The organism is Streptomyces sp. NBC_01351, assembly GCF_036237315.1.
In the GTDB taxonomy this organism is placed as follows: Bacteria; Actinomycetota; Actinomycetes; order Streptomycetales; family Streptomycetaceae; genus Streptomyces.
In genome coordinates this window covers 2,699,615-2,717,896 of sequence record NZ_CP108356.1, presented here as the reverse complement: position 1 = coordinate 2,717,896, position 18,282 = coordinate 2,699,615, and the positions used below count along the sequence as shown (strand labels likewise).

The 18,282-nt window shown below is 71.9% G+C and carries 17 protein-coding genes; 4 read left to right on the top strand and 13 right to left on the bottom strand.

Features of this window, described 5'->3' with window-relative positions:
- Nucleotides 1-2: 2 nt before the first annotated feature.
- The 7 genes from OG625_RS12020 to mce form a co-directional block, all read right to left on the bottom strand.
- Nucleotides 3-818 carry an ABC transporter permease gene (locus tag OG625_RS12020; RefSeq protein ID WP_329379160.1) on the bottom strand — a complete coding sequence of 272 codons (816 nt, stop codon included), beginning with the start codon at nucleotides 816-818 and terminating at the stop codon, nucleotides 3-5.
- Nucleotides 815-1,930, bottom strand: a complete 1,116-nt coding sequence (locus tag OG625_RS12015) for an ABC transporter ATP-binding protein (protein WP_329379159.1) — start codon at nucleotides 1,928-1,930, stop codon at nucleotides 815-817. Before OG625_RS12015 ends, OG625_RS12020 begins: the two co-directional genes overlap by 4 nt.
- Nucleotides 1,931-2,082: 152 nt before the next feature.
- Nucleotides 2,083-2,862 carry an ABC transporter permease subunit gene (locus tag OG625_RS12010; protein ID WP_329390599.1) on the bottom strand — a complete coding sequence of 260 codons (780 nt, stop codon included), beginning with the start codon at nucleotides 2,860-2,862 and terminating at the stop codon, nucleotides 2,083-2,085.
- A gap of 2 nt (nucleotides 2,863-2,864) precedes the next feature.
- Nucleotides 2,865-3,881, bottom strand: coding sequence for an ABC transporter ATP-binding protein (locus tag OG625_RS12005; protein ID WP_329379157.1), 1,017 nt, complete (start codon nucleotides 3,879-3,881; stop codon nucleotides 2,865-2,867).
- Between the two features lie 113 nt (nucleotides 3,882-3,994).
- The gene (locus OG625_RS12000; protein WP_329379155.1) at nucleotides 3,995-4,933 is read right to left on the bottom strand and encodes a cellulose-binding protein; all 939 of its coding nucleotides are present in this window, start codon (nucleotides 4,931-4,933) and stop codon (nucleotides 3,995-3,997) included.
- A 194-nt stretch (nucleotides 4,934-5,127) separates the two neighbouring features.
- Nucleotides 5,128-9,750, bottom strand: a complete 4,623-nt coding sequence (gene scy, locus OG625_RS11995) for a polarized growth protein Scy (RefSeq protein ID WP_329379153.1) — start codon at nucleotides 9,748-9,750, stop codon at nucleotides 5,128-5,130.
- A gap of 182 nt (nucleotides 9,751-9,932) precedes the next feature.
- Nucleotides 9,933-10,361, bottom strand: coding sequence for a methylmalonyl-CoA epimerase (gene mce, locus OG625_RS11990; protein ID WP_274549601.1), 429 nt, complete (start codon nucleotides 10,359-10,361; stop codon nucleotides 9,933-9,935).
- A gap of 137 nt (nucleotides 10,362-10,498) precedes the next feature.
- Between mce and OG625_RS11985 the strand changes: the two genes are divergently transcribed.
- Entirely contained in the window at nucleotides 10,499-11,701 is a 1,203-nt protein-coding gene (locus OG625_RS11985; protein WP_329379150.1) for an acetyl-CoA C-acetyltransferase, read from the top strand.
- A 47-nt stretch (nucleotides 11,702-11,748) separates the two neighbouring features.
- Nucleotides 11,749-12,711 (top strand): methylmalonyl Co-A mutase-associated GTPase MeaB, encoded by a 963-nt coding sequence (gene meaB, locus OG625_RS11980; RefSeq protein WP_329379148.1) that lies wholly within the window; start codon nucleotides 11,749-11,751, stop codon nucleotides 12,709-12,711.
- A gap of 207 nt (nucleotides 12,712-12,918) precedes the next feature.
- On the opposite strand, the gene OG625_RS11975 is transcribed toward meaB, so the two are convergent.
- The 5 genes from OG625_RS11975 to OG625_RS11955 form a co-directional block, all read right to left on the bottom strand.
- Complete coding sequence (locus OG625_RS11975) at nucleotides 12,919-13,479, bottom strand: PepSY domain-containing protein (protein ID WP_329379146.1); 561 nt, start codon at nucleotides 13,477-13,479, stop codon at nucleotides 12,919-12,921.
- Between the two features lie 112 nt (nucleotides 13,480-13,591).
- Nucleotides 13,592-14,068, bottom strand: coding sequence for a MarR family winged helix-turn-helix transcriptional regulator (locus OG625_RS11970; protein WP_329390596.1), 477 nt, complete (start codon nucleotides 14,066-14,068; stop codon nucleotides 13,592-13,594).
- Nucleotides 14,069-14,138: 70 nt separating this feature from the next.
- Nucleotides 14,139-14,942, bottom strand: coding sequence for an AIM24 family protein (locus OG625_RS11965; RefSeq protein ID WP_329390594.1), 804 nt, complete (start codon nucleotides 14,940-14,942; stop codon nucleotides 14,139-14,141).
- Nucleotides 14,943-14,953: 11 nt separating this feature from the next.
- Entirely contained in the window at nucleotides 14,954-15,604 is a 651-nt protein-coding gene (locus OG625_RS11960; RefSeq protein ID WP_329379144.1) for an AIM24 family protein, read from the bottom strand.
- Entirely contained in the window at nucleotides 15,604-16,242 is a 639-nt protein-coding gene (locus OG625_RS11955; RefSeq protein ID WP_329379142.1) for an AIM24 family protein, read from the bottom strand. The genes OG625_RS11960 and OG625_RS11955 overlap by 1 nt, the downstream gene beginning before the upstream one ends.
- 212 nt (nucleotides 16,243-16,454) lie before the next feature.
- On the opposite strand from OG625_RS11955, the gene OG625_RS11950 reads away from it, so the two are divergent.
- Entirely contained in the window at nucleotides 16,455-16,799 is a 345-nt protein-coding gene (locus tag OG625_RS11950) for a DUF3817 domain-containing protein (protein WP_329379140.1), read from the top strand.
- The gene (locus OG625_RS11945) at nucleotides 16,796-17,092 is read left to right on the top strand and encodes an MTH1187 family thiamine-binding protein (protein WP_329379138.1); all 297 of its coding nucleotides are present in this window, start codon (nucleotides 16,796-16,798) and stop codon (nucleotides 17,090-17,092) included. Before OG625_RS11950 ends, OG625_RS11945 begins: the two co-directional genes overlap by 4 nt.
- A gap of 146 nt (nucleotides 17,093-17,238) precedes the next feature.
- Here OG625_RS11945 and OG625_RS11940 read toward each other — a convergent pair whose 3' ends face one another.
- Nucleotides 17,239-18,282, bottom strand: coding sequence for a glycoside hydrolase family 6 protein (locus OG625_RS11940; RefSeq protein ID WP_329379136.1), 1,044 nt, complete (start codon nucleotides 18,280-18,282; stop codon nucleotides 17,239-17,241).

The window sequence follows — 18,282 nt, the reverse complement described above, 5'->3', positions numbered from 1 at the left end:
GCTCAGACGTCCCGGCGGCCGACCACCACGTAGGAGGCGGCCACCGCGGCGCCCGCGATCAGCAGGATGAGAGCCAGGTGGGAGAAGTCGGTCGGCGGCGTGCCCATGTCGCTGCCGGCCGGCAAGCCGAACAGCTGCATCAGCGCCACCGGCGCGTTGTGCCGCAGGATCGTTTGTCCCAGGGGCTGGACGGCCTCCCAGACGGTGAGCATCGCCCCGACCACCGGCGGCAGCATCACCACGCCCAGCATGACGGCGATCGCCCCGGCCGAGTGCCGCACCAGCGCGCCGACGGCCAGTGCGAGGACGCCCAGCAGGGTCACGTAGAAGCAGCCCGCCAGCGCGCCGAGCCACTCGTCCGCCGCGTGCGGTCCGGCGTCGGAGCCGCTGTGGACGAGCGCCGCTGCGATGCCGACCACGAAGACGGAGCCGGCGGTCGTGACGAAGGCCGTGACGGCGAAGATGAGGTACTTCGCGGTGAGCACCCGGTACCGGTCGGGGGCCGCGGTAAAGGTGGTCCGGGCGAGGCCGGTGGCGTGCTCCGAGGTGATCGTCAGCGCGCCGAGGACCACCACCGCGAGCTGCCCGACCAGCAGGCCGAAGAGGGCCGGAGTGGTGAAGGAGATGGTCGCGTAGTCCTCGTCCACGGTCTGCGCGACGAAGAGCGTGCCGATGCCGACGACGGTCAGCACGAGCGCCCCGAGCGTGAACAGGGTGGAGCGGACCGAGACCATCTTGGTCCACTCCGAGGCCAGGGCGTGCCCCAGGTGCGGCCGCGGGTTCGGCAGCGGCGAGCTGTAGGTGGCCGGCGCGGTCATCGTGCGTCCTCGGGGTCGTTCTTGGCGGCTCCGGCGAGCTCGGCGGGGTCGCTCGGCATCAGGAAGGGCTGCCCGCCCGCTCCGGGCGGAGGCGGCGCGAAGAACCCGGCCCGCGGGACCTCGGGGGCGGCGAGCTCCTCCTCCCACGCCGGGACGCTCAGCGGCTCCGGCTCCCACAGCTCGTTGCGGGGGTCGTCGGTGGAGGTGTACTCGACGGAGGACTGCGTCATGCGCATGTACGCCTCCTCCAGCGAGGCCCGGTGCGGCGACAGCTCCCACAGCCGGACGCCCGCCCCGTGCGCGAGGTCGGAGATCCGCGGCAGCTCCAGCCCGGTCACGCGCAGTGCACCATCGGGCTCCTGGAGGACCCGGCCGCCCGCCCCGCGCAGGGCCGCACCCAGCGTGTCCCGGCCATCGGGATCAGTGTCGGCCGCGCGAACCCGAGCGAATCCGGCCGAGTTGTGCGTGATGAATTCCTGGGTGTCCATGTCGGCCAGCAGCCTGCCCCGGCCGATCACGATCAGGTGGTCGGCGGTCAGCGCCATCTCGCTCATCAGGTGCGAGGAGACGAAGACGGTGCGGCCCTCGGCGGCGAGCCGCTTCATGAGGTTGCGCACCCAGAGGATGCCCTCGGGGTCGAGGCCGTTGACCGGCTCGTCGAACAGCAGCACCTGGGGATCGCCGAGGAGGGCGGTGGCGATGCCGAGCCGCTGGCCCATGCCGAGCGAGAAGCCCTTCGTACGCATGCGGGTGACGTCCTGCAGGCCGACCACGGCCAGCACCTCGTCCACCCGCTTCTCGGGTATTCCGGAGAGCTGGGCGATGGACAGCAGGTGCGTGCGGGCCCGGCGGCCGCCGTGCACGGCCTTGGCGTCGATCAGGGCCCCGACGTGCCGCTGGGCGTTCGGCAGCTCCCGGAAGGGGAAGCCGTTGATCGTGACATGGCCCGCCGAGGGCCGGTCCAGGCCGAGGATCATGCGCATGGTGGTGGACTTCCCGGAGCCGTTGGGCCCCAGGAATCCGGTGACGTGACCCGGCTTGACCTGGAAGGACAACTGGTCGACGGCGGTCTTCGCGCCATAGCGCTTGGTCAGGCCGACTGCCTCGATCATCTTTGCTGCCCCTTACCAGGCCGGGACGACTCTCGCCCGCGTAAGGATTAAGAGGATATCGAGGTTCCTGTGGTTCCGTCTCCGGCCGATCCCCGAGCCGACCCTGAAGCCGACCCGGGGATCACCCGTAGTACTTCAGACGGGTACGACGCTCACGCGTCCCTCTTCCTGAGGACGAGGTAGCCCCCGAGTACGGCGGCCAGCGTCCACAGGACCATGATCCCGAAGCCGCCCCAGGCGCTGTAGGGCGTCGGGTCGCTGCCCATCGCACCCGGGACGACCTGCATGATCTTGCCGCCGGCCTGGTCCGGGAAGTACTGCGCGACCTTCCGCGTCGCTTCGACCGCCCCGAGGATGTTCGAGACGAGGAAGAAGAACGGCATCAGGATGCCGAGCGAGAGGATCGAGCTGCGCAGGATCGTGGCCACGCCCATGGAGAACAGGGCGATCATCGCCATGTAGAGGCCGGCGCCGATCACCGCGCGCAGGACGTTCGGCTCGTCGATGCCGATGCTGCGGTCGCCCAGGATCGCCTGCCCGAGGAAGAACGACAGGAAGCTGGTGACCAGGCCCACCACGAGCGCCAGCCCGGTGGCCACGACGAGCTTGCCGAGCAGGAACTCCGCACGCCGGGGCACGGCGGCCAGCGAGGTGCGGATCATGCCCGAGCTGTACTCGGTGCCGACGACCAGGACACCGAAGACGATCATGGCGAGCTGGCCGAGGGTCATTCCGGCGAAGCTGGCCAGGGTCGGGTCGAAGGTGACCTGCTCCTGTGGGGACATGCCGTCGAAGGAGTTGTTGATCACCGCGCACAGCGCGGCGCTGATCCCGACGGTGACGACCAGCGCGGAGATCAGGGACCAGGTGGTGGAGGCGACCGTGCGGATCTTGGTCCACTCGGACTGGAGAACGGCGGAGAAGGAGGACACGGTCACTCGCCGCCCTTGCGCGTCGCCTCGAAGCCGACGCCCCACGCGGGGACGTCGGCCGGCCGGGCCGGGTTGGTGACGCCCGGGGGCGCGGGAGTACCCGGGGCGCCCGGCGCGTGGGCGTGGTACTCGACGGAATCCGCCGTCATGCGCATGAACGCTTCCTCCAGTGAAGCCCGTTGCGGGCTGAGTTCGTGCAGCACGATCTGGTGCTGGGCGGCCAGCTCGCCGAGCCGCTCCGATTCCACGCCGTCGATCTCCAGCGCACCGGTGGCCGGGACGCTGATGGCGTTGATCCCCGCCTCGTGCAGGACGTCCTTCAACCGCTCCTGCTGGGGCGAGCGCAGCCGTACGTAACTGCGCGAGTTCTGCTGGATGAAATCGGCCATCGACAGGTCAGCCAGCAGCTTTCCCTGTCCGATGACGACCAAATGGTCCGCCGTCAGGGCCATTTCGCTCATCAGGTGGGAGGAGACGAAGATCGTCCGCCCCTCCGACGCGAGGCCCTTCATAAGATTTCGGATCCAGAGAATTCCCTCCGGGTCCAGACCATTGACGGGTTCGTCGAACATCAGGATTTCCGGGTCGCCCAGCAGAGCGGAGGCGATACCCAGGCGCTGGCCCATGCCCAGCGAAAATCCTTTCGACTTCTTCTTCGCCACGGCCGTCAGACCGACCAGGTCCAGCACCTCGGCGACCCGGCTCTTCGGGATCCGGTTCGACTGGGCGAGGCAGAGAAGGTTGTTGTAGGCGCTGCGACCGCCGTTCATGGCTTTCGCGTCGAGCAGCGCCCCGATGTACTTCAGCGGCTCCGGCAGGTCCCGGTAGTGCTTCCCGTCGATCCGGACCGTACCGCTGGTCGGGTTGTCGAGGTCGAGCATCATGCGCATGGTCGTGGACTTCCCCGCCCCGTTGGGGCCGAGGAAGCCGGTCACCACCCCCGGTCTGACCTGGAAGCTGAGGTTGTCCACGGCGGTCTTGGCGCCGAATCGTTTGGTAAGGCCCTCAAGCTCGATCATGGGCCAACGCTAGAACGCCGAAGGGCCGTACGCCACCTCCGAAAGGTGACGCACGGCCCTGCTTTGGTCGTGAAACGGGCGAACCGTACCGCCCGGTAACCGATTTGCCGAGGTCAGCGGCTCTGCTGCGCCGGGACGCCGCGGGTGACCGGCTCGTCGTCGACGATCGGGGTGGCCGCCGCGACGGCCGCACCGGTCAGCGTCGCCAGCATCTCGCGGACGTTGGTCAGCTGCGCGTTGATCGAGTCGCGGCGGTTGGTGAGCGCCGCCAGCTCGCGCTCCGACTCGCTGCGGATGCGGTCCGCCTTGGCGTTGGCGTCGGCCACGATGTCCTCGGCCTGGCGCTGCGCGGTCTCCACCGTCTGGCGGGCGCGGCGCTCCGCGTCCGTACGGAGCTTCTCCGCCTCCAGACGGAGCTGCTCGGCGCGGTGCTCGATCTCGGCGAGACGCTTCTCCGCCTTCGCCTGACGCGAGGCCAGGTCGCGCTCGGACTGCTCGCGGCGCTTGGCCAGGTTGGTCTCGAAGTCCGCGGCGGCCTGGGCGGCCTTGGCGCGGGTCTCCTCGAAGAGGGCGTCGGCCTCCTCGCGCTTGGAGGCCGCGTCCTTCTGGGCCTCGGCGCGCAGGGTGGAGGCGTCACCCTTGGCCTTCTCGACGATGCGGACGCCCTCGTCCTCCGCCTTCGTCTTGCGGTCGGCGGCGAACGACTCGGCGTCGTTGCGGACCTGCTGGGCGGCCGACTCGGCGAGCTCGCGGTGCTGCTCGGCCGCGCGACGGGCCTCTTCGCGCAGGTCCTTCGCCTCCTCCTCGGCCAGGCGCAGGATCTTCTCGACCCGGGCGCCGAGACCCGCGTACGACGGCTCGGCGTCGTTCACCTGGGCCTGGGCGTTCTGCGTCTCGAGGTGCAGCTCCTCGATCCGCTTTTCCAGAGAGTTGATACGTCCAAGGGCGCTGTCGCGGTCGGAGACCAGCTTGGTAATGCGGTCGTCCACCTGACCGCGGTCGTAACCGCGCCGCACGAGCTCGAAGCCGAAGGGGGAGGAAGGGTCGCTCATGGGGTTCCTGTCGAATGAGACCGATGAGGTGCTACGTGAGGTGTTAGGGGAATCCTAGGCGCCAGGGCGGCGTGTCTTCGAGTCAATCCGCGATTGATCTGGACAATGACACCCCTTTTGAGTGGCAAGGCGACAGAATGCTTGTCACTCGTTCGCCTGAACCTCCATCAGGAGCACACTTCCCTGAGCGTGGACTAGCCCTCCGACGACTTCCCACCCGAACGAGTGGAACCCGCCGTCACTCCGGCCTTCGTGCCCCCCGCACCCTGACCACCGACCGCCGGCTTCGCACCGCCCGAAGGCGCCTCGAATGATTCCAACGCCTCAAGAACGTCCTGGACACGGGAGATCTCCCCCTGAATGTCCTGCCGCCTGCGCACCAGGACCTCCAGCTCGCGGCGGCCCTCCTCGACGAGCCGCTCGGCCTCCGACTTCGCCTCCGCGAGGGCGTTCTCGGCCTCCCGGGTCAGCTCCGCCTTCTTCTGCTCGGCCTCCTTGAGCAGCGCCTCGGCCTTGCGCACCGCGGCGATGCGGACCTTGCTCGCCTCGCTGCTCGCGTCCGACACCAGCGCCTTGGCCTTCGCCTCGGCCTCGACGCTCTGCTCGGTCGCCGCGCGCACCAGCTTGTCCACGCGCTCGCCAGCCGACTTCATCTGCTCGGCCGACTCACGGCGGGCCCGCTCGTGCAGCTCCTCGACCTCCGCCTCGACGCGGCCGCGCAGCTCCTCCGCCCGCTCCCTTATGGCCGAGGCGTCCGTGCGCGCGCCGACCAGCAGCTCGTCCGCGTCCGTACGGGCCTTCTCCACCACGGAGTTGCCCTCGACGGTCGCCTCGGAGGTGATCCGCGCCGCCTCCTTGCGGGCCGCGTCGACCATCGCGTCGGCCTGCTCCTCGGCGCCCGTAGTGGCGGCCAGAGCCTGCTTCGCCGCGTCGGCGGTGAGCTTGTCGGCTTCCGCCGAGGCCTCGGTGATGAGCCGGTCGACCTGCTCGGCGGCCTCGCTGCGGCGCTTGTTGGCCTCCTCGCGGGCCTCGTCCAGCAGCCGCTCGGACTCCGTACGCGCCTCGCCGCGGATGCGCTCCGCCTCGGTCGCCGCCTCCGCCTTGACCCGCTCGGCCTCCGACCGGGTGCGGGTGGCGTGCTCCTGCGCGGAGGACAGCGCCTCCGAGGCCTCCGCGCGCAGCCGCTCGGCCTCGTTCGCGGCCTCGCCGACCGTGCGCTCGTTGGCCTTGCGGGTCTCCGCGGTGAGCCGGTCCGCCTCGGCGGCGGCCTCGGTGATGAGCCGGTCGACCTGCTCGGCGGCCTCGCTGCGGCGCTTGTTGGCCTCCTCGCGGGCCTCGTCCAGCGTCCTCGTGGACTCCTGCTCCGCGCTCTCCAGGGTCTCGTTCGCCGCGACCGTGACGCGCTCCGCCTCCGCGGTGGCCTCGCCGATGATCCGGCCGCCCTCCGCCCGGGCGTCCTCCAGTACCTGCCCGGCCTCCGTGCGCAGCCGCTCGGCCTCCGCCGCGGCCTCGCCGACCGTGGCCTCGTTGGCCGTGCGGGTCTCCTCGACCAGCCGGTCGCCCTCGGTACGGGCGTCGACCAGGACGCGGGTCGCGTCCCGCTCGGCCGAGACCAGCGTCTCGGCGGCCTGGGCCGTGAGCCGTTCCGCCTTCGCGGTGGCCTCGGCGGCGAGCCGCTCGCTCTCGGCGAGCAGCCGCGCTGCCTCCGCCGCGGCCTCGCCGACCGTCGCCTCGTTGGCGGCGCGGGTCTCCGCGGTGAGCCGCTCCGCCTCGGCGGTGGCCTCGGTGATGAGCCGGTCGACCTGCTCGGCGGCCTCGCTGCGGCGCTTGTTGGCCTCCTCGCGGGCCTCGTCCAGGGTCTGCGCCGCCTCGGCGCGGGTCGCCTCGGCGGCCTCGGCCGCCTCGCGGGTGAGCCGCTCGGCCTCCGCCGCGGCCTCGCCGACGGTGGCCTCGTTCGCGGCGCGGGTCGCCTCGGTGAGCCGCTCCGCCTCCGCGCCTGCCTCGGCGGTGAGCCGCTCGGCCTCGGCCGTGGCCTCGGCCACGATCCGGCCGCCCTCGGTGCGCGCGGCCTCCAGGGACTCCGCCGCCTCGCCGCGGATCCGGTTCGCGTCGTCGCGGGCATCGGCCCGGGTGCGCGTCGCGTCCCGCTCGGACGAGGCCAGCGCGTCCGTGGCCTCCGTCCGCACCCGCTGCGCGTACTCGGCGGTGTCGCTGCGCAGCTGCTCCGCCTCGGCGATCGCGTCGCCGACCGTGCGCGCGGCCAGCTCCTTCGCCGCGTCCGTCTCGGTACGGGCCTCGCTGCGGATCCGGTTGGCGTCCTCGGTGGCCCGCTCCCGCTCCGCGTACGCGTCGCCGCGCACCCGCCCGGCCTCTTCCTCGGCCTCCGTCTTCGTACGCTCCGCCGCGTGCTCGGCGGCGCTGCGCAGTCCGGCGACCTCCTCCTCGGCCTGCTCGTGCAGACCCGCCACGGCGTCCCGTACCTGCTGGGCGGTGGCCTCGGCCGCCGACACCAGCTCCGACGCGCGCCGCTCGGCCTCCTCGGTCAGGCGGGCAGCCTCGGCCTGCGCCTCCTCCGAGCGGCGGCGGGCCGCGGCCAGCAGCTCCTCGCTCTGCTCGCGGGCCTGCGCCCGCTCCTGCTCCGCGTCCGTACGCGCCGACGCCAGGGTCTCCTCGGACTCCCGGCGGCGCCGGGCAGCCTCCTCCTGGGCGGCGGCCAGGGCCTCCGCGGCCTCCTCGGCGACCCGCTCCGCGGCGGCCTTCGCCTCGGCGCGCAGCCGGTCCGCGGTCTCCTGCGCCTCGGTGCGCACCCGCTCGGCCTCGGCCTCGGCCTCGCCGCGCAGCCGTACGGCCACCTGCTCGGCCTCGGCGCGCACCCGGCCGGCGTCGTCCGCGGCGTCGGTGCGCAGCTGGTCGGCTTCGGCCTCGGACTGCGTCTGGAGGGTGCGGATCCGCTCCGCCGACTCGGCGCGCAGCCGGTCGTTCTCCTCACTGGTCTCCCGGCGGATGTTCTCCGCCGCCGCCCGGGCGTCGCGCAGCGTCTGCTCGGCCGTGGTCAGCCGGCTCTCGGCGTCCGTGTGCAGCCGTACGAGTTCCTCGTCGGCCTCCGCCCGCTTCGCGCTCAGCGCCTGCTCGGTCTCCTCGCGCCGGGCCATGGCCGCCGCGTCCGCCTCGGCGCGTACGGCCTCGGCCTGCTCCTCGGCCTCGGCGCGCAGCCGCTCGGCCTCGGCGCGGGTCCGCTCCAGGGTCTCCTCGGCCTGCTTGCGCAGGGTGCCGGCCCGCTCGACGGCCTCGGCGCGGACCCGCTCGCTCTCGGCGGTCGCCCCGCCGCGCAGCTCGTCCGCGTCCGCCTTGGCCTTGCCGAGCAGTTCCTCGGCGGTCCGGGCCGCCTCCTCGATCTGCTGGACCGCCTCGCGGCGGGCCTCGCCGCGGATCCGCTCGCCCTCGGCGACGGCCTCCGCGCGCAGCTGCTCGGCCTCGCCGCGCAGCCGGCGGGCCTCCTCCTGGAGCTCGACCGTGCGGGCCCGGTACTCCTCGGTGTCGTCCTTCGCGGCGCCCTTGAGCTCATCGGCCGTGGTCGCGGCCTGCAGGCGCAGCCGGTCGGCCTCCGCCTCGGCCTCATGGCGGATCCGCTCGGCTTCCTCGGACGCGGCACGGGTGGTGGCCCGGGCGTCCTCCGAGGCCTTGTTCAGTACGTCCTCGGCGGTGCGGGCCGCCTTCGCCAGCTGCGCCGCCATGTCCTCGGCGGCGGCCGTACGGGCCTTCTCACCGGCATCGGTGCGCAGCCGCTCGGCCTCCGCGCGGGCGTCGGCCAGGGCCTGCTCGGCCTCCGCCTTGAGGCTCTCGGCCTCCTTGGTGGCCTCGCCGACCAGCCGGGCGACCTGCTCCTTGGCGGTGCGGGTGCGCTGCTCGTTGACGGACTCCGCCGACGACAGCTGGCGGGCCGCGCTCTCCTTCGCCTCGGCGAGGAGCTTCTCGGCCTCGGCGCGGGCCTCGCGCAGGGCGGTCTCGGCCTCCTGTGCGCGGGTCTCGGCGGCCCGGCCGAGGTCCATGGTCTGCTGCCGGGTCTGCTCGGCCTCGGCGGAGGTGGTGGAACGCAGCCGCTCCGCGTGCTCGGTGGCCTCCTGGGCCTGCGAGGAGGCGGCGGTCAACAGCCGCTCGGCCTCCTTGCGGGCGCGCAGCAGCGTGGCCTCGGTCTCGGCGCGCGCGGCTTCCACGTCGGCCGCCATGCGGCGCCGGGTCTCCTCGGCGACGCGGGCGGCCTCGGCACGGGCGGCGTTCAGGGACTGATCGGCCTCGGCGCGGGACTCCTCCATGAGCCGGCGCGCCTGGGACTCCGTACGGGCGCGGAGCTGTTCGGCCCAGGCCACGTTCTCGTTGACGTGGGCCTCGACGGTCTGGCGGCGCTCGTTGAGCTCCTGGTCCAGGCGCTGGCGGCGGTTGACGGCCTCGGCGTGCAGTTCGGCCTGGAGGCGCGCCTGGTGCTCGGCGTGCTCCTGCAGGATGCGCTGGGTCTGCGCCCGGGCGTCGCGCAGCTCGCGCTCGGCGTCGGAGCGCATCTGGTCGGCCTGGATCTGGGCATTGCGGAGCAGCTGCTCGGCCTGGTAGCCCATGTCCGCGCCGTCGTAGGCGGGGCGGGACGCCAGAGCTCGGCGTACCTCGTGGAGCTTGGCGCGCAGCACCTCGACCTGGTACCCCAGGTCCTCAGCGTGCTGGACGGCCTTCCCGCGCTCCTTCTTCAGCCGCTCCATCTCGGCCTCGAAGCGCGAGAGATGGTCGGCCTCGGCCTGATGGCTCTCCTGGCTTTCGTAGCCCCGCACAGCGCGGTCCCATCCGTCCCCTGGTCGCAAGCTCACTCCCAAATGAGCATCGCTCGCCCGCTGAACGACGCCCCCGGGGGAATGGTGTCAGATACCGGGGCAGAGCTCACAGGCCCCGACCCCGTCTCCGCACCGAACCCCGGCCGAGCCATGGCCACTCTACCGGCCGGGGATACGGGACATCAGTGGTCGGGGTTGGAGGTGACCAGCTCGGTGAGGACGCCGTGGCAGTCCTTGGGGTGGAGGAAGGTGATCGAGGAGCCCATGGAGCCGGTGCGGGGCTGGTCGTAGAGGACGCGGACGCCCTTGCCGCGGATGGCCTCCGAGTCGCCCTGGACGTCCTCGGTGCCGAAGGCGATGTGGTGGACGCCCTCGCCGTTCTTCGCCAGCCACTTGCCCACCGCGGAGTCCTCGCGGGTGGGCTCCAGGAGCTGGAGGTAGGAGGCGCCGCCGTCGGAGGTCTCGTTGATCTTGAGCATGGCCTCGCGCACGCCCTGCTCCTCGTTGACCTCGGAGTGGAACACCTCGAAGCCGTACGTGGCACGGTAGAACTCGACGGTCTTGTCCAGGTCGAAGCAGGCGATCCCGATGTGGTCGATTCTTGTCAGCATGAGACCAGTGCACCGCCGAACAGGGTGGTCACGCAACGTGCCAGCGATCACACCGACAGCCCGGTGACGGCGCGGGTACCGCTCAGTACATTCATGTAAACCCTCGTTCACTCCTCATCCTCAAGGGGCTGTGCCTCATGTCCGGAACGAACAACACCACGTCAGTGATCGTCGCCGGGGCCCGCACGCCCATGGGGCGTCTGCTCGGATCGCTGAAGTCCTTCTCGGGCGCCGACCTCGGCGGCTTCGCCATCAAGTCCGCGCTGGAACGGGCCGGGATCTCCGGCGACCAGGTCCAGTACGTGATCATGGGGCAGGTGCTTCAGGCCGGTGCGGGCCAGATCCCCGCCCGCCAGGCCGCCGTCAAGGGCGGAATCCCCATGAACGTGCCGGCGCTCACCATCAACAAGGTGTGCCTCTCGGGCCTGGACGCGATCGCTCTGGCCGACCAGCTGATCCGTGCCGGTGAGTTCGACATCGTGGTCGCGGGCGGCCAGGAGTCGATGACCAACGCCCCGCACCTGCTGCCGAAGTCCCGCGAGGGCTTCAAGTACGGCGCCATCGAGATGCTCGACGCGATGGCCTACGACGGCCTCACCGACGCCTTCGAGAACATCGCGATGGGCGAGTCCACCGAGAAGCACAACACCCGCCTCGGCATCGAGCGCGCCGCGCAGGACGAGATCGCCGCCGCCTCGCACCAGCGGGCCGCGGCCGCGCAGAAGAACGGCGTCTTCGAGGCCGAGATCACCCCGGTCGAGATCCCGCAGCGCAAGGGCGACCCGGTCGTCTTCTCGCAGGACGAGGGCATCCGCCCCGAGACCACGGTGGAGTCCCTCGGCAAGCTGCGTCCCGCCTTCGCGAAGGACGGCACCATCACCGCCGGCACCTCCTCGCAGATCAGCGACGGCGCCGCCGCCGTGGTCGTGATGAGCAAGGCCAAGGCCGAGGAGCTGGGCCTGGAGTGGATCGCCGAGATCGGCGCCCACGGAAACGTGGCCGGTCCGGACAACTCCCTGCAGTCGCAGCCGTCGAACGCGATCCTGCACGCCCTGAAGAAGGACGGCCTGGAGGTCTCCGACCTGGACCTCATCGAGATCAACGAGGCCTTCGCCGCGGTGGCCGTGCAGTCAATGAAGGACCTCGGCGTGACCCCGGAAAAGGTGAACGTCAACGGCGGCGCCATTGCCCTGGGCCACCCGATCGGCATGTCCGGCGCCCGTGTGGTGCTGCACCTGGCGCTGGAGCTGAAGCGCCGCGGCGGCGGGGTCGGCGCGGCCGCGCTGTGCGGTGGCGGCGGTCAGGGCGACGCGCTGATCGTGCGCGTGCCGAAGGCCTGACGGCCCGTACCCGTAGTCCTACCGGAACCTTGAGGAGCGCAGCACGTATGACGGCGGTGGACGTCCCCCAGCTGGTGGCCCAGGCCCGTGAAGGCAGGCCGAGAGCGGTGGCCAGGCTGATCTCGCTGGTCGAGGGGGCGTCCCCGCAGCTGCGGGAGGTGATGGCCGCCCTGGCCCCGCTGACGGGCGGGGCGTACGTGGTGGGGCTCACGGGGTCGCCGGGCGTCGGCAAGTCGACCTCGACCTCGGCGCTCGTGTCCGCGTACCGCAAGGCGGGGAAGCGGGTCGGCGTCCTGGCCGTCGACCCGTCCTCGCCCTTCTCGGGCGGGGCGCTGCTCGGCGACCGGGTACGGATGTCGGACCACGCCTCGGACCCGGGCGTGTACATCCGGTCCATGGCCACCCGGGGGCACCTGGGCGGTCTGGCGTGGGCCGCCCCGCAGGCGATCCGGGTGCTGGACGCGGCCGGCTGCGAGGTGATCCTGGTCGAGACGGTCGGGGTCGGGCAGTCGGAGGTGGAGATCGCCTCGCAGGCCGACACCTCGGTGGTGCTGCTGGCCCCCGGGATGGGCGACGGGATCCAGGCCGCGAAGGCGGGGATCCTGGAGATCGGCGACGTGTACGTGGTGAACAAGGCCGACCGGGACGGCGCTGACGCCACGGCGCGGGAGCTGAACCACATGCTGGGGCTGGGGGAGGCGCGGGGCCGGGAGGACTGGCGGCCGCCGATCGTGAAGACGGTCGCCGCGCGGGGCGAGGGCATCGACGAGCTGGTCGAGGCGCTGGAGAAGCACCGGGCGTGGATGGACGAGCGGGGCGTGCTGGAGCAGCGGAGGGCCGTGCGGGCCGCCCGTGAGGTGGAGACCATCGCCGTCACCGCGCTGCGGGCGCGGATGGCTGATCTGCACGGCGATGCGCATCTGGACGCGCTGGCCGCCCGGGTTGCGGCGGGTGAGCTCGATCCCTACGCGGCCGCCGACGCGTTGCTGGCGACGCTGACCGAGGGCTGAGGCCGGGCCGGGCGGGCGCGGGGCGGGGTGCGGCGCCGTTGCCGGGGCTCCGCCCCGGACCCCGCGCCTCAAACGCCGGCGGGGCTGAAGGATCGGGGCTCCGCTCCGGACCCCGCGCCTCAAACGCCGGCCGGGCCGGATTGGCCCGGCGGGGTTGAAGGTTCGGGGCTTCGCCCCGGGCCCGCCGGGGTCCGGGGCGGTGTGGGGTCAGTTGTCGTCGCCGTCGTCCGAGTCCTCGCCGGACTGGGTCACCTTGCCCGTGGCGTGGTCCACGTGGACGTTCCAGGTCTTGTCGTCGGCGGACCGGACCTCGACCTCCCAGTAGTGGGCGTTGCCGTCCTCGTCGTCCTGCCAGTTGACGGACCAGACCTGACCGGGGTGGGCGCCCAGAGCGGCCTTCATCGCCTGTGTGGCGGTGACCTTGGCCGCGAGCAGTTCCTTGTGCTCGTTGGCGTCCTGGTTGGTGTCGCGGTTGCGTTCGGTGACCGCGCCGTCGGCCGCCACCTCAAGCTCGGCGTGGCCCTTGCCGTCCTTGCTGATCACGTCGACGTGCCAGAGGGTGCCGTCCTTGTCGAGGGACTCGACCACGCCCGGGTAGTGCTTCAGGGCGGCTGCCGCGGCCTCCTCGGCCGTTTCGGCGGTGGGGACGGCGGCGACGGCGGTCACGGCTCTCGCCGTGTCGGCGGACGCCGCTGCCGCGGCGGCCACCGGGCCTCCCACGGTCAGGACGACGGCCGCGGCCGCGGAGATGTACGCGTTGCGCTTCATGGCTTGGACCTCCTCGGGCCGGCCATGGCGCTTACGGTTGCTCGGCGGTCGGCCGGCAGCGGGCGGATAGTGCCCATTCTCCGGCCGACCGGCGGGTAGCGCGCGGCGGGCCTCAGGCCTTGCCGCGGGTGTCGCGGAGGTGGTCGGCGACCGGGGTCAGGGAGGCGCGCAGGGAGGCCAGGTCGTCCGGGGACAGCATGTCGATGAAGTGCCGGCGGACCGACGCCACGTGGTGCGGGGCGACCTTGCGCATGGTCTCCATGCCCTCGTCCGTGAGCACCGCGTACAGGCCGCGGCGGTCGGACTCGCAGTTCACGCGGACGACCAGGCCGGCCGCCTCCATGCGCGTGATCTGGTGGGACAGCCGGCTCTTGGACTGCAGGGTGGCGGTCGCGAGATCGCTCATCCGCATCCGGCGGTCCTGCGACTCCGAGAGGTTCACGAGGATCTCGTAGTCGTTGTTGGTGAGTCCGAAGGGCTGGAGGTCCTTTTCCAGCTGGTGCATCAGCAGCCTGCTGACGTCCAGGTGGGTGCGCCAGGCACACTGCTCGGCGTCCGTCAGCCAGCGTGTGGCGGTCTCGGTCTCCATGGTCTCCATGACTGAACTCTACCTAAGAAAGTTGAATTACGTACAAAAGTGCGGCGGGGGGTCGCGCGGATCACAGGCCGAAGCGGCGCTGCAGATCACCCAGCTGCCCCGGCATCCGAGGCACGCCGACCTGCCCCAATGGTCCCTGACCGGCCCCCGGAACGCCCTGCGCGTTGCCCGCGGCCGCCCCGGCGCCGACCGTGCCGACCGCCTGCTCCGCCATCAGCATCTCCGACGACTGGAGGAGTACGGTGCCCGCCCCGACGAACTCGAACTGGTGCTCCTCGCCCGAGGCGCCCCCGATGCCGGTGAGCGAGCGCAGACCGCCCATCACCCCGGACATGTAGCCGTGGTCGTAGTGGTGGCAGGGCGACGGACAGTCCGCCCAGCCCACCAGGGCCTGCGGGTCCACGCGCAGCGGCGGCTCCATGAAGACCACCGGTCCGTTGGACGCCGCCACGAACTTCCCGGTTCCGATCAGCGTCAGGAAGCCCGGGACGATCGACTGCTTGAGGGCGAGGGAGGGCTGGTAGGCGAGCAGGTTCCCGGACCGGATCGTCAGGTTCCCGTTGTCCAGGTCGTACGAGTTCACGTCGAAGGCCCGGTCGGCCAGCAGCATCTTGCCCTGGCCCTCGGCCACCACCCAGTCACTGGCGTGCAGCGGCGAGTGGAAGCTGGTGCGCAGCAGGCGGTCGAAGCGGCCGTTGCCGATGCCGTTGAACTCGATGCTCCCGTAGTACGAGATCATCTTGCCCTTCTGCAGGAACCACTGGCTCCCCTTGAGCTCCACGCAGAAGGTGTACGCGTTCACGTTGTCGTCGGAGGGCAGCGTGTACGGGTCGAAGACCGTCGGGCCGCCGGGGCCGGTGGTCACGGGGCCGAAATTCACAGCTTCTCCTCCGAGGCCTGTACGTACACCGCGCCCTGGCCGGACAGCTCCAGCTGGAACGCCTCTCCCGAGCCGCGCCCCACCATGTCCCGCCAGCCGAGCGCGGTGGAGAGCTTGTTGCGGACGTCCCCGTGGTGGGCGACGTACGCCTGCGGGTCCACGTGGATCGGGCGCTGGGGGGTGATCGGGAGCTCGATGACCCCGCCGTGGGCCATCACGGCCACCGAGCCGTGCCCCTTGAGGGTGGTGGTGAACAGGCCCTGGCCGGTGACCTGGCCGCGGACCATGCCCATGACCCCGCCCTGGGAGCCCATGAACATCGTCCCCTGCTGGAGGGTGCCGTCGAAGGCGAGCAGCCGGTCGGCCTCCACGTAGAGGGTCTCGCCGGTCAGGTTGATCACCTGGATGTGGTGGCCGCCGTGGCCGAACATGACGGTGCCGCTGCCCTCGACCGACATCAGCGGGGTCTGCTCGTTCGCCACGCGGCGCCCGATCATGCCCATGACCCCGCCCTGACCACCGGTCAGGCTCGGGGTGAAGGAGACCTCGCCGCGGTACGCGAGCATCGCGCCGCGCTGGCTGTACATCTTCTGGCCCGGGATCACCTGGGCCTCGACCATCTTCGAGTTGATCTCGCGGAACGGCATCAGACGTCCCCGCCGATCGTGTTGCGCTCGCTGGGCTGCACGTACACCAGGCCCTCGCCCTCGAAGCGGATCTGGAACGACTCGCCGGATCCCTCGCCGATCAGCGTGCGGAAGTTCACGCCGGACTGGAAGGACTGCGAGAGGTTTCCGGTGTGCGCGATGTACGCCCCCGGGTCCACGGACAGCGGGTACTGGGCGCTCACGCGCAGCACCACGGCCGGGCCGTCGGACATGATCGCCGCCTGCCCGGAACCCTCGACGGTCGTGGTGAACAGGCCGTTGCCCGACGTCGCGCCACGGAGCCCGGTGAAGGTCGTGCCGGTGCGCAGGCCGGCGTCGGTGCACAGGAGGTTGCTGGACTCGACGTAGAGCTTCTCGCCGTGCAGATTGACCAGATTGATCTCACTCGCGCGGTCCGCGAAGAAGCAGGTGCCGTGCCCCTGTACCTCCATCACGGTCATCTGTTCGCCGGTCAGCCGGCGCGTCACCATGCCGCGCAGGCCTTCGCCGCCGCCGGTCATCTTCTTGAAGGCCATCTGCCCGTCGTACGCGACCATGGAGCCGTTCTTCGCTTTCACGGCATCCCCGGTCAGGTCGACGGCGAGCACCTTGCTGCCTTGGAGTCGGAACTGAGCCACGGGATGACGTTATCGGCAGCGGGCGGAGCCGAACAGGGCCCTGTGGCCGATATACGCCACACCTGGGCGTGGTGGGGGTGGTTCGGGGTCCGGGTGGGGGCCGATCGGGGGCCCGGTCAAGATCGCGCAAAGCGGCTGAGACACTGGGACGGACCTCCCCCAGACTCCGTCCGGGGGTGCCCCCAGGCCTCCAGACACCCCGAAGGTTCCCCGTGGACATCAAGACCGCCTCCGCCCTGCACCGGCTGCGCCTCATCTCCGTCCCGGAGGCACTGTCGTTCCCGGCCCTGCTGATCTTCGGCTCGGTGCTGAGCCGGGTTTCGGACATCGACTTCCTGATGATGCCGCTCGGCATCATCCACGGGATCCTGTTCGTGATCTACGCGATCTTCCTGCTGGACGTCTGGAACAAGGCGAAGTGGCCGGTCAAGAAGGTCGCCCTGTTCTTCGTGCTCGCGCTGGTGCCCTTCGGCGGCCTGTACGGCGACAAGCTCCTCAAGCGGGACGAGGCCGACAGCGTGACGGCGGCCCGTGCGCGCGAGGCGGCCGACGCATGATCGTCGCGTTCTCCGTGACCCCGCTCGGGGTCGGCGAGGAGGTCGGCGAGTACGTGGCCGACGCGGTGCGGGTGGTCCGCGAGTCGGGGCTGCCGAACCGGACCGACGCCATGTTCACCACCGTCGAGGGCGAGTGGGACGAGGTCATGGACGTGGTCCGGCGTGCGGTGGCGGCGGTGGAGGAGCGGGCGCCGCGGGTCTCGTTCATCCTGAAGGCCGACATTCGTCCCGGGGTCTCGGACGGGATCACGTCGAAGGTCGAGACCGTGGAGCGGCACCTCTCCGAGGGCTGAGCCACCGACTTTGCCGAGCGCCCTTGGCCTGCCGGGGGCGCCTTCGCATGTGCGGCGCCGTTGCCGGGGCTCCGCCCCGGACCCTCTCCCCCAGCTACCGCTGGGAGGTGCCCCCACCAGACTCCGTCCGGGGGGACCCCCACGCCTCAGGTGCCGGCGGGGCCGGATTTGGCGCGGCGGGCCAGGCCCAGGGCGTAGTCCGGCCACCAGGTGCCGGTCGTCGGGCCGCCGCGGCAGGGGCCGTCGGAATCGCCGGGGCGCTTGACCCAGAGGTACGCGTCCACGAGCGGGTCGCCCGTGCCGTCGGTCGGGGCCCGGCCGAGGGAGCGGCCCGGCGGGTTGCACCCGGACCGTGCCCGGTCGCCGGGCAGCGGGCCGTCGCCGTTGCGGCCGGTGTCGATGACGAAGTGCTTGTTCCCGGCGCGCTTGGAGAGTTCGGCTCCGTAGGCCCGGGCGGCCGCTTCGGGCTGGAAGTCGGAGACGTTGAGGGCGAAGCCGTCGGCGCGCTCCAGGCCGGCCCTGCGCAGGGGTGCCACCAGGTCCGCCGGGTTGCGGATCCAGGCCGGACTGCCCGCGTCCAGATAGACCTTGGTGTTCCGGTTCCGCTTGAGCCGGTCGACGGCCTCGGAGAGCAGCCGGTAGCGCTCGGCGTGGTGCTCGGCGCGGACGCAGCCGTCGACGGCGTGCGCGAGGGCGCCCGGCTCCAGGATGACGACGGCCTTGGTGCCGGCGATGCCGTCGGCGAATGCGCCGATCCAACTGCGGTATGCCCGGACGTCCTTGGCGCCGCCGGCCGGGTTCCGGCCGCAGTCGCGGTGCGGGATGTTGTACGCGACCAGCACCAACGTCCGTCCGGCGGCCCTCGCCCCCGCCCCGGCCCGGCGGATCTCGGGCCCGGGGTCGCCACCCGGCGCCCACAGCGCCATCGGCCGCTCCGAGATCCTGCGCAGCACCTGGGCGTCGCTGTAGCGGCCCGCCGCCTCCCAGGCGGCGACCTGCCGGGCGGCGGCGCTCCGCGGGTCGACCCAGAAGGGGGACTCGGCGCTGTCGGCCGCGGCAGCCGGGGCGCCGGGTTCGGGCGGGGGGCTTTCGGACCCTGCGGATCCGTCGGAGCAGGCCGGGGCGGCCGCGAGGAGCAGGAGGAGACCGAGGACGGCCGGGAGGCGGCGTCGTGGAGCGGCGGGGGGCAT

What these genes read in the sequence shown, in the direction of transcription:
- OG625_RS12020 (WP_329379160.1), bottom strand. Translation starts at nt 818, where the DNA reads ATGACCGCGCCGGCCACCTACAGCTCGCCGCTGCCGAACCCGCGGCCG.
- OG625_RS12015 (WP_329379159.1), bottom strand. Translation starts at nt 1,930, where the DNA reads ATGATCGAGGCAGTCGGCCTGACCAAGCGCTATGGCGCGAAGACCGCC.
- OG625_RS12005 (WP_329379157.1), bottom strand. Translation starts at nt 3,881, where the DNA reads ATGATCGAGCTTGAGGGCCTTACCAAACGATTCGGCGCCAAGACCGCC.
- OG625_RS12000 (WP_329379155.1), bottom strand. Translation starts at nt 4,933, where the DNA reads ATGAGCGACCCTTCCTCCCCCTTCGGCTTCGAGCTCGTGCGGCGCGGT.
- mce (WP_274549601.1), bottom strand. Translation starts at nt 10,361, where the DNA reads ATGCTGACAAGAATCGACCACATCGGGATCGCCTGCTTCGACCTGGAC.
- OG625_RS11985 (WP_329379150.1), top strand. Translation starts at nt 10,499, where the DNA reads ATGTCCGGAACGAACAACACCACGTCAGTGATCGTCGCCGGGGCCCGC.
- meaB (WP_329379148.1), top strand. Translation starts at nt 11,749, where the DNA reads ATGACGGCGGTGGACGTCCCCCAGCTGGTGGCCCAGGCCCGTGAAGGC.
- OG625_RS11975 (WP_329379146.1), bottom strand. Translation starts at nt 13,479, where the DNA reads ATGAAGCGCAACGCGTACATCTCCGCGGCCGCGGCCGTCGTCCTGACC.
- OG625_RS11970 (WP_329390596.1), bottom strand. Translation starts at nt 14,068, where the DNA reads ATGGAGACCGAGACCGCCACACGCTGGCTGACGGACGCCGAGCAGTGT.
- OG625_RS11960 (WP_329379144.1), bottom strand. Translation starts at nt 15,604, where the DNA reads ATGCCGTTCCGCGAGATCAACTCGAAGATGGTCGAGGCCCAGGTGATC.
- OG625_RS11945 (WP_329379138.1), top strand. Translation starts at nt 16,796, where the DNA reads ATGATCGTCGCGTTCTCCGTGACCCCGCTCGGGGTCGGCGAGGAGGTC.
- OG625_RS11940 (WP_329379136.1), bottom strand. Translation starts at nt 18,282, where the DNA reads ATGCCCCCCGCCGCTCCACGACGCCGCCTCCCGGCCGTCCTCGGTCTC.